At 54.9% G+C, this 19762-nt stretch carries 7 protein-coding genes; 4 read left to right on the top strand and 3 right to left on the bottom strand.

From position 1 onward, the window contains the following. Window positions 1-8 precede the first annotated feature (8 nt). The 3 genes from SH421x_RS11300 to SH421x_RS11290 all read left to right on the top strand — a co-directional run bounded on the left by SH421x_RS11300 (window position 9) and on the right by SH421x_RS11290 (window position 6513). Entirely contained in the window at window positions 9-2261 is a 2253-nt protein-coding gene (locus SH421x_RS11300; protein ID WP_488855686.1) for a hemolysin D, read from the top strand. 169 nt (window positions 2262-2430) lie between these two features. Continuing rightward, window positions 2431-2787 (top strand): DUF3467 domain-containing protein, encoded by a 357-nt coding sequence (locus SH421x_RS11295; RefSeq protein ID WP_488855685.1) that lies wholly within the window; start codon window positions 2431-2433, stop codon window positions 2785-2787. Window positions 2788-3084: 297 nt separating this feature from the next. Continuing rightward, window positions 3085-6513 carry a peptidylprolyl isomerase gene (locus SH421x_RS11290; protein WP_488855683.1) on the top strand — a complete coding sequence of 1143 codons (3429 nt, stop codon included), beginning with the start codon at window positions 3085-3087 and terminating at the stop codon, window positions 6511-6513. A 30-nt stretch (window positions 6514-6543) separates the two neighbouring features. Here the strand turns inward: SH421x_RS11290 and SH421x_RS11285 are convergent, their stop codons facing one another. Both SH421x_RS11285 and SH421x_RS11280 read right to left on the bottom strand, forming a co-directional pair. Next, complete coding sequence (locus SH421x_RS11285) at window positions 6544-7989, bottom strand: porin (RefSeq protein ID WP_488855682.1); 1446 nt, start codon at window positions 7987-7989, stop codon at window positions 6544-6546. 179 nt (window positions 7990-8168) lie between these two features. Then, window positions 8169-9560, bottom strand: a complete 1392-nt coding sequence (locus tag SH421x_RS11280) for a porin (protein WP_488855681.1) — start codon at window positions 9558-9560, stop codon at window positions 8169-8171. A gap of 538 nt (window positions 9561-10098) precedes the next feature. Here SH421x_RS11280 and SH421x_RS11275 point away from each other — a divergent pair. After that, window positions 10099-18789 carry a beta strand repeat-containing protein gene (locus SH421x_RS11275; RefSeq protein ID WP_488855680.1) on the top strand — a complete coding sequence of 2897 codons (8691 nt, stop codon included), beginning with the start codon at window positions 10099-10101 and terminating at the stop codon, window positions 18787-18789. 88 nt (window positions 18790-18877) lie between these two features. Here the strand turns inward: SH421x_RS11275 and SH421x_RS11270 are convergent, their stop codons facing one another. Beyond that, window positions 18878-19546 (bottom strand): metallophosphoesterase family protein, encoded by a 669-nt coding sequence (locus tag SH421x_RS11270; protein ID WP_488855679.1) that lies wholly within the window; start codon window positions 19544-19546, stop codon window positions 18878-18880. Window positions 19547-19762 lie beyond the last annotated feature (216 nt).

The following is a 19762-nucleotide window of genomic DNA, read 5'->3' as shown; positions in this document are numbered from 1 at the left end:
GTAAAACGTTGGCCACGCTAACTGACAGTCTGATCGCTAGCAGCTCACGTTCGCTCGGGCTGCGCGCTCGTCCTGACCTTACCGCTCGGCGGCATTATTATCAGGGGCGCGCTTACTGGGTTGTGAAAGAACCGCTGGGGCTCAATTACTTTCGTTTTCAGGAAGAAGAGTACGCCATCCTGATGATGTTGGATGGGCATACCTCGCTAGAAACGATCAAAGAGAAATTTGAAAAAGAGTACGCGCCGCAAAAAATTGGCTTCCGCGATCTTCAGCAGTTTATTGGTACGCTGCATCGCAGCGGGCTGATTATCGCCGAATCGCGAGAGCAAGGGCGTCAGCTCAAGAAACGCCGCGACGATCGCAAGTGGAATGAACTGGTCCAATCCGCGTCAAACATTCTCTCGATTCGTTTTAAGGGAATCGATCCAGAATGGCTGCTGAACGCCCTGATGCCGTACACGCGTTGGCTCTTTACGATGCCGGCGATGATTTTTGTACTGTCGTACGCACTTTCGGCGTTGCTGCTAGTGCTGGTTCAGTACGATACCTTCCGTAGTCGATTGCCTGAATTCCAAGAGTTCTTTGGCCCTGAATGGTCCAACTGGCTGATGCTGGGCAGCGTATTGGCCGTTACTAAGATTTGTCACGAGTTTGGCCACGGGCTGTCATGCAAACGCTTTGGTGGCGAATGCCACGAGATGGGCGTGATGTTCCTGGTGCTGACTCCTTGCTTGTATTGCAATGTTTCTGACTCGTGGATGCTTCCCAACAAATGGCATCGCGCCGCAATTGGCGCAGCGGGGATGTATGTTGAGATCTTTCTCGCTTCCACAGCGACGTTCATCTGGTGGTTCAGCGAACCCGGTCTGCTCAATCACTTGTGCCTGCAGGTGATGTTCGTCAGCTCGATCAGCACGATTATCTTTAACGGCAACCCGCTGCTTCGGTACGACGGATATTACATTCTGTCGGACATCATGGAAGTGCCGAACATGCGTCAGAAGGCAAGCACAATCCTGCAACGTACTATGTCGCAGTGGTGCTTGGGTATCGAACAGCCGGAAGATCCATTTTTGCCGCAACGCAATCGCTTAGCGTTCGGCTTGTACACGATCGCATCCAACGTTTATCGCTGGTTTGTGATGTTTTCGATTCTGTATTTTCTCAATCAAGTCTTCGAGCCGATGGGCTTGAAGGTTATCGGTCAATCGATCGCCATCATGGGTTTGTGGGGGCTGGTCGTCATGCCCCTTTGGAAGTTCGGCAAGTTCATGTACGTGCCGGGGAGAATGTCGCAAGTGAAACGTAAAAACGTGCTCGCGACGGTCGCCGTGGCCGTCGGCGTTGTCGCCGCAATCGCACTGATTCCATTGCCGCAATGGGTGAATTGTCCAGTCGAAGTGCGACCAGAAAATTCAGAGGTCGCCTACGTCGTAGTGCCCGGCGTGCTGGAAGAAATGCTCGTCCAGCCTGGGCAGCGCGTTGAAAAGGGCGCTCAACTCGCGCGAGTCGTTAACTACGACTTGCTGATGCAGATTGCGGAATTGGAAGAAGAAGAAAAACGCCTGACAAAACTGCGTGACAGCTTGCAACATTTGCGATTAGGAGACACCGCAGGCGGATCGTTCGAGCAGCGTTACATGGAAGTCCGCCAGCAGTTGGAATCGGCGTCCGAACAATTAAAGAAGAAGCGCGCCGAACAACAATTGATCAACGTCCCGGCGCCAACCAGCGGCTTTATTTTCCCGTCTCCGGACCGACGTGACCCGCAAGCCGGATCAGGCCAGCTCCCTTCCTGGACCGGCTCGCCGTTTGAGGAGAAAAACCAAGGCGCCTATGTCACGACAAGTGACGCACTCTGCCAAATCGGCCAGTCCGATCAAATGGAAGCCGTTATTTACGTCGACCAAGACTTCGTAGAATTGGTCCGTCCGGATCAAAAGGTCTATATCAAACTGGATGCGTTTCCTGGAAAGACATTTGAAACCCAGCTCGCCGAGATCGGCGACAAGCAGGTAGAATTTGTTCCCAACAGCTTGACCGTCCAGCAAGGAGGAGAACTCGCGGCCGAAACCGATCCGCTCTCAGGACGTGCTCGACCGCAAAACGCGACATTCCCAGCGCAAGCTCCGCTCGTCGATGCCGAAGCAATGACGGCGGTAGGGCTGCGAGGCCGCGCCAAAATCTTCGTTGACTGGGAACCACTCGGCGTTCGCTTCTGGCGATTCGTCAATCGCACGTTCCATTTCAAACTGTAGCCGCCGCTATCGCTTGTAACGCTACTAGCGATTATGGCGACCTCGAATTCCAAAAGTCGTTGCTGATCCGTCAATTTGGCGATCTGATCCCCCAGCGGCCTGACTAAGCTAATCGTTAACTGTTTCACCTCCGCTCAATTTCGCAATGCCCATAAGGAGTCGAATCTCAATGGCCGACGCCCCTGAAAAAGAAGAATTGACCACGCCCGAAGCTGCTAAAGCCGCTGCTCCAGCTCGTCAGCAGGTCGAGTTAGACGAAAGCGCGCTGATTGCGTCCTACGCCAACTTCTGTCGCGTTACCGGAACGCCAGAAGAATTGATCATCGACTTCGCGTTAAACACGCAGCCGGTCGGAGTTCAGCAAGGCGCGATCAAGGTCAGTCAACGAATCATTTTGAATTACTACACGGCCAAGCGGATGCTGGCCGCACTTCAGGTTTCGGTCCAGCGTCATGAAGCGGCGTTTGGCAATCTGGAAATCGACTTCCAGAAGCGGATGCTGCCGTCGGTTCGTCAGCAAGGCTAAATCCACATCCGCGGCAAGCAAATTCGCGTCTCGCCCAATTTGGCGAAGCGCGCTTGTCGTTCGGCGTTCCTGCAGCGACAGCCTCCCCTGGCTGTCGCTTTTTTTGTGCAAATAACTCCCTCCAGTAGGCAAATTGCCCTGTTTCTTGCCAGCGGAACTTCTTGCCAGCATTATTCGTCCAATAGAATGGAGGGAACCGTTCATCTAGTTTTGACAGTATTCCAATTCCATGTAATCTGGAACGTATCTTGACTCGCCCTTGGGTTGTACTGCCTTAATCCCGAAGAGTTTCCCGCCGTGCTACTGCCTGAAATCACTGTCGCTGTTGTCGTCTGCCTTGTCGCTCTTTGTGCGTTGGCGATGATCTCTGCGTACCGCTCGCAAGTCCGAATCCAACCGCTTTTGGCCAAAGCCGGAACGCGTCGTACTCATGCACAACGGCAGATCGAAACACTTGAGGTCCGCGAAGTGTTTGACGCTTCGGGAGTCGAACTGGAAGGGGAAAGCCTATTTATCGGCGGGCAGATCTATCAAAACGTCGACATGATCGCATTGGCCAAAGCGATCACCGCAACCGGAGCCAAGTTTTACGGCGCCGAATGGTGCCCTCATTGCACCGAACAAAAGAATATCTTTGGCGAAGGGGGAAGCTATCTGCCGTTTATCGAAGTTACCAACCCCAACCGTACGCTGAATGCGCTCGGCACGTCACTTGGCATTCAAGCGTTGCCAACATGGGTATTCGCCAATGGGACGCGGGTCGAGGGAACGCTTTCGATCGCCCAGTTGGTTCAGTATACCGGCGTCTCCATTCCGACCTCAACCACGCCGTATCTTGCCGAAATCGCCCCAATCACGCTGAACGCTGGCGAACCTCTCTTTCTCACGCTGGATGGCTATTCGCCCACTGGTCAGCCGTTGACCTATACGGTGACCAGCAGCACCGGCACTGTCTTGTCGGAAGTTCGCCAAGAGACGCGCAGCCTGAGGATCACCGTTAAAAACTTTGGCGTGATGGAATTCCAGCTGATGGAAGACTACGCCAATCTAGCGACCGATCAAATCATTGCCCTGGCGCAAGCCGGCATCTATGACGGCTTGAAGTTCCACCGCATCATCGCCGATTTTGTGATTCAAGGGGGTGATCCGCTGGGAACAGGCATGGGCGATCCTTCGATTCCCAAATTCAATGATCAGTACGATTTTGACCTCCGCTACAACCGCAGCGGCGTTCTGGGAATGGCCAAGTCGTATGACGATACCAACTCGTCCCAGTTTTTCATTACCGATAGTGCGCAACGGTCTTTGCTCGATTTCCAATACACGATCTTCGGCTATCTGACCGAAGGAGACGCGGTACGCGAAGCAATCAGTCATGTCCCCACTACGACTAGCGACTATCCGCTCTCGGACGTCATCATCGAGAAGGTAGAAGTCTTCCAAGACTATGAAAACGCCTTGGTCAAACTCAACACTTTTATTCCCGGCATCACCGGCTCGGACACGCTGACGATTACAGCAACCGACGCGAGCGGGCGTTCATTTAGCCGCCAGGTTTCGGTCGCCTATTTTCCTTATCCAGAAAACAAGCTGTCGTACTTAGGCGAAATCCCGAATCTGGTCGTGAATCCAGGCAGCGTACTGACCTACCAACTGGTCGGATACGACGCGAACGGCAATGCGATGAATTTCATGGACAAAGCCAAACTGGATACACTGGGGGTAGCCTACCAATCCTTCAACCAGAATGGCTTGATCTACTCCGTTGATCGATCGACTGGCGTTGTCACGATTCAAGCTCCTTCCAGCTTCCGTGGCCAAGGCCAGATTATGGTCGCCGTCTCTGATTCCCAGACCAGCGTCTCCTCCAGATATGACTTTCAAATCATTACCATCTCGGCTTCCGCTGCACCAATCTTGGTGAGCGATACCTTTGATACGATCGCCGGTTCAGTCAACACCTTCTCTCCGCTGGCGAACGACGTCGCTTCGGCCCCAGCGTTTGACCTAAGCACCTTCGAGATTATGTCGGCTCCGGCCGACATCCAACTGAGCATTCAAAACGGCGTCATTCATTACGTAGCGCCAGTTGGCTACTCCGGCTCCTTTACGCTGCAGTATCAAGTCGACAACATCTATGGCGGCGTTGGACTGGCGGCGGCGATGACGATTAATGTGTCGCCCACCACAGCGGTTGTGGCCGGTGCTGACTCATTCCAAGTCGATATCGATAGCGTCGCGATTCTGGATGTGCTGAACAACGATCGAATCAACCAATATTTGTCCAGCAACCAAGGCCTGACAATCGAAGCGGTAGGTCAGTCCTCTGTCGCTGGCTCAGTCATCGCCATTCAAGATGGCAAAATCCGATATATTCCCGCTCCCGGTTTTACGGGGCTAGAGACATTTACCTATACCGTCAGCAATGGGGTCTCGACCACGATCGGCACCGTTTCGGTATCGGTTGTCGATATCCAGGACTTCGGCATTACGGTCTCGCGTGAAAAGACAGAGGACGGCGCCGTCGCCTTACCAACAAGCGAAGCTTACCTCAACGAATGGGACTCTTTCTGGGTCGAAGTCTGGGTCAACAGCGATCGCATTTCGACGCAAGGAGTCAGCGCCGCAACGCTCGACATGCAATTTGTGCCGGGCCTTTTTGAACCGTCTGAGATTGAGCCCGGAACTGGTTTTCAACTAAACAGCACGCCGGTCATTAATAGCACGACCGGCCAGATCACGGGACTCAGCGCTGTATCGACGCTCGCGGGGCTCGGATCAGGCGAGCGCGTCTTGTTGGCCCGTATTCGCTTTCAGCCAGTTGCTGACGGCGGTTTAGCGGTCGACAGCGTAGGGCTTGCGTTCGACAGTTTCTTTTCGGTAAGCAACACTCAAATCCAAGCGGCTGATACCGAAATGCTGGATGCTACGGTCACGTCGTTGCCCACAACCAAAATTTTACCGGTCATCTACGACATAAACGACGACGGCAAAGTTGATCTGGCGGACGTCTACCTATTCCGCGACATCTATGTTGGGAACAATCCAAACAATTCGCAGCTTGCGGACTTTGACAACAATGGAGTCGTCACCACCTACGATCTCTCGTTGCTGGTCCGAGAACTAGGGGAAACGCGAGCCAGTGTCGCCGCTGACAACGGAGATTCAATCGCCTATGACTTTAACTATCTAACAGGGACCATTTCGCATTCCCCGTTGGAAGTTGACGTCAACTCGCCGGTCGACGATTCGACAGAACTGACGCCCCAGGCTGCTCAGCCAGTAATTGATGCGGCCAGCCAAATGATCTCGGCTGCTTACAGCCAACTGGGCGTCGCATTTAGCCTGGCGCCAACCTCTTTCCAGATCGTTGACTTGCCTGGATCTCAGATCAGCTACCGCAACAATGGCATTCTCTATCTCGATAGCAATGCCGCTGGACGTGGGTGGTTTGTCGATTCGACGCCCACCGAGAACGAAGAATTCAACTCAACCGGCGTCAACGCTTGGCAAGCGCTGGCGAGCGGCGACGCTGATGGCAAAGTCGATCTGCTGTCAGTAGTTCTGCACGAACTGATTGGGCAAGGCGACGAAAGCGAAAACGGGCTGTTTGCCGATACGCTGGCAGTTGGCCAGCGATTTCTGTTCGCCCCTGAAGATCTGCCGATTTTCCAGCTGCTTGATCCCGCCGTCGTGGATCAAGCGTTAGCAGATCAGAACGCCTAGGCAGCTACTTAGCCTAAGGACCATGGCTTTTTAGAAAACCATGATCACGTCAAAGCCCAGCGTAAACTGATTCTGCGAGGTGCCGTCTGCAAAGGCGCCGCTGATCCCTGGCGCCTTCAGATCGGACCAATCCCAACGCAGTTCAGGCCGTACGATCAACCAATCATTCGGGTGATAGTTGGCGCCGACCGTTAGGTCATAGTACGATCCGCCGGTTGTGATGTTGTCATTGGGCAATGCGAAGACGCGAGCATTATCGCGATCATCAAACCATTCAAACCGCAACCCTAAGTCAACGCAGGGATTGACTTCGTAGTACAGGTAGTTGGCGATCCCATACCAAGAGGCGCTGTCGAGCGTGCTACTGGTCGTCACTCGAACGTTGTCTTCCGTCCCATAATTGACATCCATGACATAAGTCCAACGGCAGGACAAACGCTGCTGCAGTACAAGGTCCAACACGGTCCGATTGTTATCGGCGTTGACATCCTCTGGGCCTGACATCACGCCAAACCGCAGTTTGGTCGCTTCGTCCGGCGAGGTCCAACTGAAGCCGCCCATGAAGCCGGTGCTGCCGTTGTCTTGCTCCCAAGTGTTCCACCCGCGAGTTACCCCCGCCGACCAAGTCATGCAACACGAGCTATCCCAACTAGCGAGAACGCCGGTAGTCGTGAACGGCTCGCCATACTGCATGATATAGCTGTGCGAGTAGAAGAAGTTCTCTGGAGCCTTCACCGACTCGTAGCCCAAGATCGTATAAAAGTGCCCCATCTTCACGCGCACGCCGCCAGCAATCGGAGCCTGAACTTCGACATAGGCTTGCGGCATCGCCAAGCCATAGAGCCCCGCATTGCCAGCGTTACGCGGTCCTGTGCCGCTATTCCATTTCTGGCTGCCGTCTGAGTAGGTCTCGAGACCGTTTGCCTGCACAAAGTAATAGTCGGTGCCGTACAGCAGATCGACCTTGCCTCCGATGTCCCAACAACCGCTCGCCGGATCGATCGCTCGGCCCATCGAGACATAAAGCTGATTCATCATGTATTCATTGGCTTGGTCGTTGAAGATCAACGGACCATTTTGGCCGACAGGACCATTAGAACTGCTCGCGTTGGGGTTGCCAGTAAACCCTTGCTCAAGCCAGCCGTTGACAAAGAACCGATCAAAGCAAGGCTGCGGACCGCAAGTGTCGCAACCACCACATGCATCCCCGCAGGTGGCCTGATAGGCGTCCACCTCGTAGCCCTCGGTCGCAATCCCCTCGGTTGCAATTCCTTGTGTCGCCACCACCTCTGGAGCGCCCATTTCTGGTTCGACAAATGCGGCTGCGGCCGGTGAGACGACCATTGCAGCTGGAGAACCTGAGCTACCGCGCGAAGGTTGGTAAACTCGACCCGGAGTAAATAGCGACTGCTGTCCGAAAGCGATGTGCGGCGCACATGCAAACAGGAGAGCAGCGCAAAGCAGGTAACGCGACATAGTGAATCGCCTGAAGTCCGTAGGAAAGACTGTCGTCCAGGCAAAGTCTAAATTCGCGCGTAGACTTTGCCGCCACAGTCAACCTATCGGCCCTTCAGCTAAAGTCGCTCCAGTCGATTCTAACGGTTGAAGCGATTTCGCAGGCGATCAAGCGATAGCAACGCCAGCACTCAGTTGTCTTAGAACTTGAAAATCACGTCAAACGACGCCGTCCACATTTGCTTGTCTTGGAAGTCGTTGTAGGGGCCTTGGGCGCCTAGCAAATCGACGTTCGACGAGTCATAGCGGAGCTCAGGTCGAAATCGCACAAAATCGTACGGCCGCCAGTTGGCGCCTAGCGTGACTTCGTAGTAGTTGCCGCCGTTCGAGAATGCTTCGATCGGCACCGCAATCACCCGAGCGTTGTCTTCATCGCGGAACCATTCAAGCCGCACGCCCACGTCCAGCGTGTCGGAGCACTTCCGGTACAGATACTGATTGACGCCGTACCAAAAGGCGGTATCAGAATTGAAGTTCGCGTCCAGCTTACCGTTCTCTTCCAACCCAAAGTCGCTCTGAAAGACGTAGTTCCAACGCTCGCTCAGCTTGCGAGTGTAAACCAACGATTGCAGGTAACGGTTGTTGAGGCCGTTGATATCTTCTTTTCCGTTGATGATCGAAAAAGCCAACGAGGACTCGTCCGTCGCATACCGAAAGCCCAGCAAGGCCGACAACTGTCCGTTGGGATTGTCAAAGTTATCCCAACCGTTGGTTACCCCGCCGTAGAGCGTCAAATTATCGCCTGCGGTGTAACTCGCCAGGGCGCCAGTATGCGTAAACGGCTCGCCATACTGCATGGTGTAAGCATGCGAGTAAAAGAAGTTTTCCGGCGCCATCACCGACTCGTAGCCGATGATCGTGTAAAAGTGACCGAACTTCACTTTCAAACCGTTGCCGATCGGTGCATACAGTTCGGCGTACATCTGCGGCATCGCCAAGCCGTACAAGGCCGCAGTTCCGGCAGCTCTTGGACCGTCGCCGTTCCAATGCTGTGTGCCGTCTTGACGAGTTTCTAGACCTCGCGCCTGGGTGAAGAAGTAGTCCGACCCATAAAGCAGGTCGACACGTCCTCCCAAGTCCCAGCAGCAACCATCCTCGTTCACATTCTTGCCCATCGCCAGATAAAGCTGGTTCATCTGGTATTCGTCGGCACGATCATTGAACGTCATCGGAGTATTAAAGTTGCTCGCCGGGTGGTCAAAGTTGGCGGTGTACCCCTGCGAGATCCAAGCGTCGTGGAACCAGCCGTTTTCGGCACTGAACCAACCGCACCCGCCGCCACAATTATCTTGGCAGCAGCCCAAGTCATAATCGCAGCATGGATCTCCCATGACCGATTGATGAGTCGAGTCCGTATAGGAATCGGTCAAAGTAATTGGCTGTACTTCAACATCGTCGAAGGTAACTGGCGTCACCTCGACCGAGGGGGTCAAGACTACGGGCTCTACCTCGGTCTCTTGCGCATAACACGCACTCCCGACTGTTAAAGCACCGGCTAGAATAAAAAATCGCCAAATTGGGTAGTGCGGCATCCTGCACTCCTTTGTCCAAAAACTCCCTCCCCACGTGTGGTCCCCACACGGCGCCTTGGTTGTGATTGGCTATCTCACAACGTGACGTTACCGCGCAAATCGGCACGGCAGGCAGTTGTTTATTCGGTACATCTCTTCCTCAAAGTTTGATCGAAATGCTTGGCGCCAAAGGGATTGTCGCGACAGCAGCCCTACAGAATCGCTAATCGGAATATCTTTACAGCCATAACATTAGCGATCTTTGATGCGTACTTCCCGCATTCAACTCACGACTAGCGCATCCCCTATAAGCAGCAAAGCAAGCAGGAAAAGTGGGTGATCTGGGGAAACAAGATCAAGAAGATGCCAGCATTCTCGTTGAAATCATCAAAGCGTCTGATTTAAATGGAACTCCGTGGAACGATACCCCCTCTCTAACCCAGGATTTTTTCCCGACGGTTAGATTCGTTCCAACTCCTTTGCTTCCCTCGTTCTTCCATTCTCTCCTTAACCCCCAATTCTCTTAATTCCCCCTGAAGTTGGGTGGTCGGTGTATAGCATGAAAAACACAGTTTGGACTCGTGAAAATAATCGCAAGCTTCGCAAAAACGGACGAGATCGTCGTCGCATGGGACAGCGTAAGCTGGCCAGTGAGCAGCTAGAGCTGCGTGAACTGCTTGCATTGACGACCCTCGACATCGTGGAAGATCTCACGATCACGGCAGGAACGCCCCGTGACATCACGCTCGACCATCTTTCGGGCCCCTCGTCTGTCGTGGTCGGTCTGAAGATTAAGGGAACCGGCGGCAACTTTGATCCAGGCGTGCCGTTGATCCATGTGAAGGACAATCCTTCGCAGACCATTCCGCTGATCAGCTCGGTCGCCAATGTGAACGGCACCACCGATAGCTTGGTCTTCTTTGAGATGGGAACCGCAACGCTCACCATCGAAATCGGCGGCTCCGGCGGCGGCGAGTTCCAAGCCGAGATTTTCCTCTTCGGCGACTCCGATGGGGACGGAGCAATCACCCAAACGGAATACATGAAGGCCAGCGCCGCTCAAATGCAAGCAGCTGGCACCGGCAACGCGAACACCGCGATGTACTACAAGTCGGTCTGGGGAATCGACTTCAACCAATCGCAGTATGATTATGAATATGACCTAGATCAGAACGGCAAAGTGGAAGCACACGAGCTGAGCTGGGTGCAAAAGAATCAAGCTTCCAGCGGCGTTCAGCTGGATCTGATCGGCGATATCGATCCGCCGGCCATCACCATTGGCTTGGTCAATGATTCGACGGCTGTCGGCTATCCCGGCGGTGCGACCGACGGCGTCACCAACGTGATCCCCGCTACTTCGACCGAAGCTGCGATCCGCGGAACCGTCACCGACTTTAGCAACATCACCTCGGTCGTCATTAGCGGCGCTGGCGGTTCTGTCGAAGTCTTTAATCAAACGATCGCCGAATCGGACATCTCGGATGTTCGCAACATCACTTTCGGTCTGAGCCTTGACGATCTAGAAGCGCTGGTTGGCGCTGCGAGCGTTACCGATGGCGGCGCCTACACGCTGATGGTCAATGCGACCGATGACCTGGGCAACACCCACAGCTCGCCGATCAATTTCACCTTCAAGTTTGACACCACGGATCCAGCTTCGCCGATCCCTGACCTGGTCAACACCAGCGATAGCGGCGCTTCGGATTCTGACAATCTGACAAACAAAGCTTCCTTGAGCTTTGACGTTTCGACAGAAGCTGGTTCGCTGGTCGAATTGTTTGTGGACGGCACATCGGTCGGCACGCTGGTCGACTCCACCAATGCAGGCAAGGTCACCTTCTCGCTCGCCAACGCGTTTACGACGGCCGGCAAGTACGAAATCACCGCCAAGTCCTACGATGCAGCCGGCAATGAGAGCCTGCTGAGCAGCGTCTTGGAAGTCACCGTTGACAACACGACAATCGCGCCGGCCATTACGTTGACCAACAAGTCGACCGAGCCGGGCGCAGCGGCCACGCGGACCGAAGAAGACAATGCGGACTTATCGATCACCATCGAAGCTGGCGCCAGCGTCACAATCGGTGGCAAATCGGCGACCGACACCGATTTGGATGGCATTGTCACCATTAGCGATATTGCGTTGACTCCCGGCAAGAATGCCTTTACCGCCACCGTCACTGACTTGGCCGGTAACACCAATTCGACGCCGATCACCATCGTCAGCAACAACACCCCGGTGATTGACGGTACCAGCCTAGACGGCGTCAGCCTGTCAGAGACGACCACCGTCAACACCAACATTAGCGTCGTACTCACCCAGAAGATCGCCCTCGAGGCGAGCAGCGTCGACACCGGCGAAAGCCTCTCGTACTCTGCATCCAACGTCCGAGCCCTCGATATTCTCGGCAATCCGGTCACGTTGACCAACGTTGTCGTGGTCGTCCAAAATTCACCCACCGGGGCCACGGTCACGGTTTCGGATCCGGATGGCGAACTGGACTACGAGCTTGGCATCCGTACACTGACGTTCGATGTTCAAGTAACAGACAACCTGGGTAACGGGTTTGGCGGCGCCGGTCTGACTTCGGCGGTGCAAAACTTTGAGGTTGCGATCAATGACCTGAACGAACAGCCCACCCTTTCGCCGTCGACCATTAGCGGGACGATTGACGAAGACAGTGCAGCATCAACGCCTGTCGTTCTGGCGGGCACGCTGCTCGCAGCCGATCCCGACAATGCAGACGGCTTGAATCTACAAACGCTAACTTACTCGTTTGATACCGGCGGCAATCCTAGCGACCTATTCGTGATCGACGGCGCCACCGGCGAAATCACGCTCAAGACTAGCGATACGCTCGATTACGAAGTCACGAAATCGTATGACCTGAAAGTGATCGTTTCGGACGGCACGCTCACCAGCGCCCCGATCACTGTTACCGTCAACGTCACGGACGTCAACGAAGCCCCGGTCATTATCACCTCGCCAACGGCGGGAACGATCGCGGAAAACTCGGCCCCCGGCACACTGGTCACGCTAAGCGGCGATGCGTTTGCCAGCACCGACCCCGACAATGCCGATGGCGAAGGTCTCGAACAGACCCTCTCCTATCAATTCTCGGCCGGCGGCGACGGTGGAGGCCTGTTCACCATCGACGCAGCAACCGGCGCGATCTCGCTGGCGGCCGGCAAAGCGGTTGACTTTGAATCGCTGCCCAATACCTTCGACCTGAAGGTTGTCGTCTCGGACGGCATCACGGTCAGCAATGAAGTGACCGTCACGATCTCTGTCACCGACGTCAATGAAGCTCCGGTCATTAGCACGGCGCCGACTGACGGTTCAATTGACGAAAACGTCGCGCCTGGCACAACAGTCGCGCTGACCGGCGGCGTTTATACGATCAGCGATCCAGACAATGCTGACAATGTCCCGGCAGATCTGGACTACCAGACGCTCACCTACCAATTTGCCGCTGGCGGTGATGCTGGTGGGCTGTTTACGATCGATCCGGCTGATGGCTCGATCTCGCTGGCTGCTGGCAAATCGCTGAACTTTGAGCAAATGCCGAATGAGTTCGACCTGAAGGTTGTGGTGACCGACGGAACTCTCAACAGCAACGAAGTCACCATCCACGTTACCGTCAACGACATCAACGAACCGCCGGTTGTCACCACAACCAGCTACACCATCTCTGAAGTCAACTTGGAGGCGAATGACCCATTCACCGGCAAGTCGATTCTGTTTACCGATCCTGAAGGGAACGGCACCGTTTCGTTCTCGAAATTGAGCGGCGACGCTGAGTTCGATGTCTCTGCCACCGGCCAAATCCTCTTCAACAGCGCCAGTGCTCCGGTCATCGGCGAATACACCATCACGGTACAACTGTTCGATGGTGTAAACACCGTCGACCAACTGATCACCATCACGATCAGCGCGAATCTGGCGCCTGAGGTTGTTCCTGGCGATCCGTTGACGATCCCCGAAAATTCGCCCGCAGGCGCCTCCGCCGGATTTGTGGAGTTCACCGATCCCGACGTAGCCCTGATGGACGTCGTCGCCTCGGCCGTTATCACCGGTATTTCTGTCGGCTCGACGACCGATTTTGAGCTGATCGACCTCGGCGATGGCAAGTACGAAGTAAAGGTCGTTAATCCTGCCGCGCTCGACTTTGAGACCAGCCCGCTCATCACCCTGACGATCGAAGTCTTTGACAACAACGGCGTCTCGGCAGAATATGACTTTGACATTACTGTCACCGACGTGAACGACGCTCCTGTCTTCACCGCGCCAGGCACGAACCCGAGCGTCGATGAATTCGTAGCGGCATTTCCGCCAACCGCAGGCTCCCCAGAGACCGGTGATGTGGTCCTGGATCTGACCACGGTCTACTCCGATCAAGACCTGGACGGTTTGACGTTCACCATTGAAAACAATGCGTTGTTTGAACTCGACGGCACAGGCACCAAGGTAGTGCTGAAGAACGCCGCGTTGCTCAACGCGGATGCACCCGGCGGCGTCACCTCCTTCCAGATCAACGTAACGGCCAGCGATGGCACGGCAGCAGCGGTCGGTGGGATCATCACCATTGACATTACGCCGCAAAACGAATTGCCGCTGGCATACGACGACACCTTCACCACACCGCTAACCGCAGTTGCTGGCGTGGTCGACCTGGGCGTCTTGAGCGTCATTTATGACGATCTCAATAACATGATCGGGGCTACTCTACCGAACGGTCAGGATCTCTTCTCGGTCCTCAACTTAGGGGACGATCCAGAAGGGGACGTGATCACTTTCACGCAAATCGGCTCGAACGGCACGTTCCAATTGAATGCCGATGGTTCGATTGAGTTATTGCAAGTCGTGACGGAGCCTTCCGGCAATGAGGACGACTACGTCATCTCGTTCTCCTACTCTGATGACAACGCCAACTCGTTGTCGTCCACCGCGATTGGCGCGACTGAATTGCGTTTCACTCTGCGGGTCCAGAAAAACATTCCGCCGGTGATTACTCCGACGGCGACAACCGCCACGATTGACGAGAATAGTGCGAACGACACTCCGCTTCCCGGAATCACGCTCACACTAAGCGACGCCGATGTTGGAGATACGATCCTGACTCCGACCATCACCGGCACGTTCGCAAACGATGCGTTCAAACTGGTTCAAACGTCGACCAACGTCTATACGATCCAAGTCAAAGACGCCAGCCTGATCAACTTTGAATCGATCCGTGCGACCTACGCCGACGGCATCGTTCCGATCACGATCAACGTCAGCGACGATCGCGGCGGCGTTGCGACTCCGGTTGTCATCAATGTCACCATTGCCGACATCAATGAGACGCCGGTAATGGACGAGACCGACTATGCGTTGACAGTGGCCGAAAACTCGACGGCTGGGACCGCGGTAGGAACCGTCTCGGCGACCGACCCGGATGCGGCGGATGACGCCATTGCAGGCGCCGCCAATCCCAGTTTCTCAACTCTCACTTATACCCTTAGTGGTACCGGATCGGAAAACTTCGAGATTGACTCTAGCGGCAACATCACCGTTGCGGCTGGCGCCGTGCTCAACTTTGAAGCGACCAGCCAATACGCACTGAAAGTACATGCGTCCGATGGCGTAGGACTGATCAGCACCGAATCAGACCTCATTATTGACCTGACCAACGTCAACGAAGCCCCGATCGCAACCGGTCAAAACGCGACGATCATCATCGACGAATCGAAGTTTGACGGTACCGACACGCACTACAAAGGGGACATCGATCTTGCCGGCAACACCACAACGGCAGCTGACGACGGATTTACCCTTGAATTCTCTGTTTCGGAACTAGTCGACAACAACGGCAACCCGATCTTCACCGATGCGGATTCGATGGACAACCTGTCGCTGGTGATCGATTCAGCGACGCTCAGCGAATCGGCTTTCTCGATAAAGATTGATGACAACGGCACCGTCGGCGACTTGAGCGATGACAAAGTTGTCGCCAAGTTCTACCACTACCAACCCGGCAAGAGCCGTGCAGACTCGTCGATCACGGTAAGAGCGATTGACTCAGGCACCTTGGCGTCGGTTGGCTCCTCGACGATCACTTTTGAATACGCGGTAAAGAACATCGTCGATGTTCAGATCCGAGCAGTTCAATCGAAGTCGGCCAATGATGGCACCGATGGCAGCATTGGTTTCAACCAACTGCCAGAGTCCAACGCTGGCTTGCTAGTGAACTCGCCCGATCTAGATAATGATTTCTTCTATGAAGTCTGGGTCTCTTACAACTACACCGAAGACGACGCCGCTCCGGGCCGCGTCTTCTTTGAAGGCTTCAGCTTCATTAACTTGAACCTGACCTTCGACAGCAATATCGTCGTTCCGACCGCTGCACCGACCGTGCTGGGGGGCATTCTGACGACCAACGGCAGCATTGCAACGCCTGGCGCCATTGTCGGCATGCTGGGGGTTTATACCGACATCGGCGGCGGCGGTAATGGAAATGCTCCTCCGACCGGCAACGGCAAAAACTCGTTCCAAAACGTCGAGTCAGGCGACTACATTCGCTTTGCATCGATCCCGTTCTCGTTGGCGAACAACGTATCGTTCGATGGCACGGTCGATGACCTGATTCAGATCGATTTCGATGATGATTTCAGCGAAGACGACAACAACAAGGGAACGACAAAGTTCTTCCTCGACGCCGATGGATATGATGGCGACGGGGTGACTCCGACACGCCCAGGCGTTGACCTGTTAGACAGCGATAGGATTGTCGAAGATCAGTTCACCGTAGCGGTTAACCAAACGGAAGTTGTCAGCGATTTCCTGGTGTTTAATCTTGCGAGCTCTCCGATCTCGCTGGATTTGGCCGATAGCAAAATTGGTACGGGAGCCTTAACCGCTCAAACCGGTGGCGCAACGGCGAATCTAAGCGGCAATCTCTACATCCAGGTACTCAGCGCGAATGGCACGGACGCTCAATTCCGAATTGTCGGCGCCGACCTCAGTGTCTCGAGCCAGGGATCGTACCTGCCGGGATCGAGTCCTACGGTCGCAACGCCAGGCAATTTTGGTCTCGCATCCGGCACGCTCAACATGGCCCTACGAGGCATGTCGATGCAACTATCGACACCCACGGTGATCGATGTATCTGGCGATATCTACAACGCCGTCGGGACTTTTGATCCGTCAAACGTTGACTTCATCCTCGACAACGGTACGATCGCGACGGCAACGCCGAACGGCTTCGGCGGCTTTAGCTCGACAAGTGACAACTTGGCAGGCAATGTTGTCAGCAGTGTCGGGGCCGAGTCTGGTACGATCACCGCTACCAACGGCGGCAATGACAGCGATTTCACGAACGATCAGATCTCGATCTCGTTCAACCTAGATCGCTTGTTGACCAATCAAGCAATTGCAAACCTAGGCGGTACGGTCGTTCAACTGTTCGCCAACAGCACGATTACGGCCAGCTACGGCGGCGGCGCTCCTTTGATGGGCACCGTCTACGCTAACGGTGGACAGCCCTTGGAAGAGGGAAGCGGAGTCTTCGCCTCGGTGGTCAAATCCCCCACCGCGATTGACGGCTCGGGCCAGATCTCCACACTGCCGGTCAATGAGACTTGGTTGAGCGAATGGGATGGATTCTGGGTCGAAGTCTGGGCCAATACGGCGGACGCTGCCGGGATCATGGGCGGCACGGTCGACCTGAAGTACAACACCGACCTCTTCACCGCCACCAAGATCCAGTACGCCTCGCAATTTGCTCAAAACCATACCGGTTTGATCAACGATCTGACGGGTAGCGTAACCAATCTCGGCAGCAGCACCAGCCTGGAAGGCCTTGGCAAAGACGGCTTCGTCTTGCTGGGTCGCGTCAAGTTTGAATCGCTGAGCCAAGACGGATTGACCATTGAAGAAGGCCTGCAGTTTGGCCCGCAAGATCTGGGTCTGGAAATCGTCAGCGGACAATTGAATCTTGCTGACACCGGCCTGATTCGTGCTTCGACCGGCGCCGATCCGCAAGTGGACGTCTGGGCCGTTCCTTACGACCTGGACGACGATGGCTCGATCACGCTAGTCGACCTGACCAGCTTGGTACGTCGCCTCGGCAGCAGCTCGATCGCCGCCAACGATGCGTTGACAGCTGCAACCGACTTCGACAATGACGGCAACACGTCGATGACCGACTTGTCGCAGCTCATTCGTAACCTGGGGATCAACAAATCGACCTCCAGCAGTTTGCAGTATCCTGCATCGTTCACGCAACTTTGGATCGGTTCTGGCCTAGTCACCGATGGCCCGGATACGATCGCATCGATCTTTGATGCGGCGAATAACGCTTGGGCCGAAGCCCTGGGCTTGGACAAGCCGTTGGACGTTCGCTTGGAAGTCACGAACTTTGGCGGAGCTCAGTTGGGCGAAGCCAAACTGGTTGGCCTCAACAGCGAAGGCTTGCCGGTTCGCGGCATCCTAACCATCGACAACGACGGCGCCGGCTTCGGCTGGTCAACCGATCTAGAAAATGGTCCCAGCACTGGCCAGTACGACTTGTACACCGTAATGCTGCACGAACTGGGTCACTTGTACGGCTTCATGCCGCAGTACTCGGCGTTTGCCGAACATGTGACCGATTTCGAGGGAACGACCATCTTTGTCGGTGACATGTATGCGGTAGAACTCGATTCACGTGGTGAGCATCTGGATGCCGACCTCTACACGGATGACATCATGAGCCCTTACTTGGCTCCTGGCGTTCGCAAAGAGATTTCGGCTCTCGATGTGCAAATGATTTTGACTGCTTACTCTTCGGCTGACTCGACAACGACGATCGCCAACTACGGCGCCGCGTTGACCGAACAATCGGCCCAGGGGCAAGCCAATTTTGTCAGCTCGGTTGCGGAAACCACCACGGATGACACCAACGTGATCCAGTCGGCCACCAGCTTTGTGCTGGGTGATTCGGTCGCCAACCTGGCCGACGTCAGCGGTCGCACCGGTGTCCCGGTCATCATGACCGAGACCACGCGTCGTTCGCTGGAGCAAAGCGGCATCGCCTTCAAGACGCTGTCCAGCTACGCGGCCGTCGAGAACAACAACGTCTCGGAAGTCATGTCCGACTTGGATACCTCGTTCGACGATTCAACGCTGATCGAATCGACCATTTCCGACATCGATTCGACCACTAGCGAATCGCATGACGGTGACTCGGTCGATGACCTGTTCGCAGAATGGGATGAAATCGAAATGGCCTAATCGCCGCTCGAACCTCGTAACCATCAAAAAAAAGGCCGTCCTGCTAGGATGGCCTTTTTTATTGCGCCGGCGTCGGTCGTTCAGCAGGTTATCGCAGCCAGCTTGTTGACGGCGAATTTCCTTCTCGATCGACCTGATAATATTTCAGCGAATTGCACTCGATCGCGGTCAGCTTTCCCCCGCCGACGCAAAACGTATCGACTGCAATCACATGCTGATAGTCCCCGGGGACGCCATCTTTTTGCGGCGTGTGCCCAACAAAAGCAAGCTTGCCGTTTTCGTGCAGGGGAGGGGGCTCTGGTCGGAGATGCTCCCAGTAAAGCAGCAGCGGCGGCTGATCGGCCAGCGGCAAATCATACTGATAGTTCGCATGAACGAAAAAGAACTTTTCGGTCTCGTAATAGGGGAGAGTCCCCTGCAAAAAGTCCCAGTGGCGCTGCGGCGTCTTGGTGAGACTACCGCCGTAGCTTTCCAAGGTTTCGGCGCCGCCGCATTCGCGCCAAAAGTGCAACTGCTCATTACTCGTGCGGGAATTCAACATCATGACTTCATGATTTCCACGCAAAACAATCATCGGCAGCCGCTCGCTCCAATCCAGCAGCAAGTCAATCACTCCGGCCGAATCAGGACCACGATCGACGTAATCGCCCAGCATGACAATCTGATCCGCAGGCTGCGGTGCAATCAACTCGAACAGCCCTGCTAGCGAGTCGCGACATCCGTGTACGTCTCCGATTGCAAATATACGTGAAGTCATTGCCTGCACTAATGAAGGTTGAAAACATAGTTCACTACTATTCTACGTGATACAGGTCAAAATGGGACGCGAGAATCGTCGGGACCCCTCTCTGTCGCAGAATCGACCAAAAACGACATGGTCTCCCCACTTTTCGCCTGAGCAGGTTTCCATTAGTTTGGCCTACTGGCGCGTTTAGCAGCCGCCGCGGACCGGCGAACTAGTTCACGAATGGAT

Source organism: Blastopirellula sp. SH421 (assembly GCF_057808535.1).
This window is presented reverse-complemented; position numbering and strand designations above follow the sequence as displayed.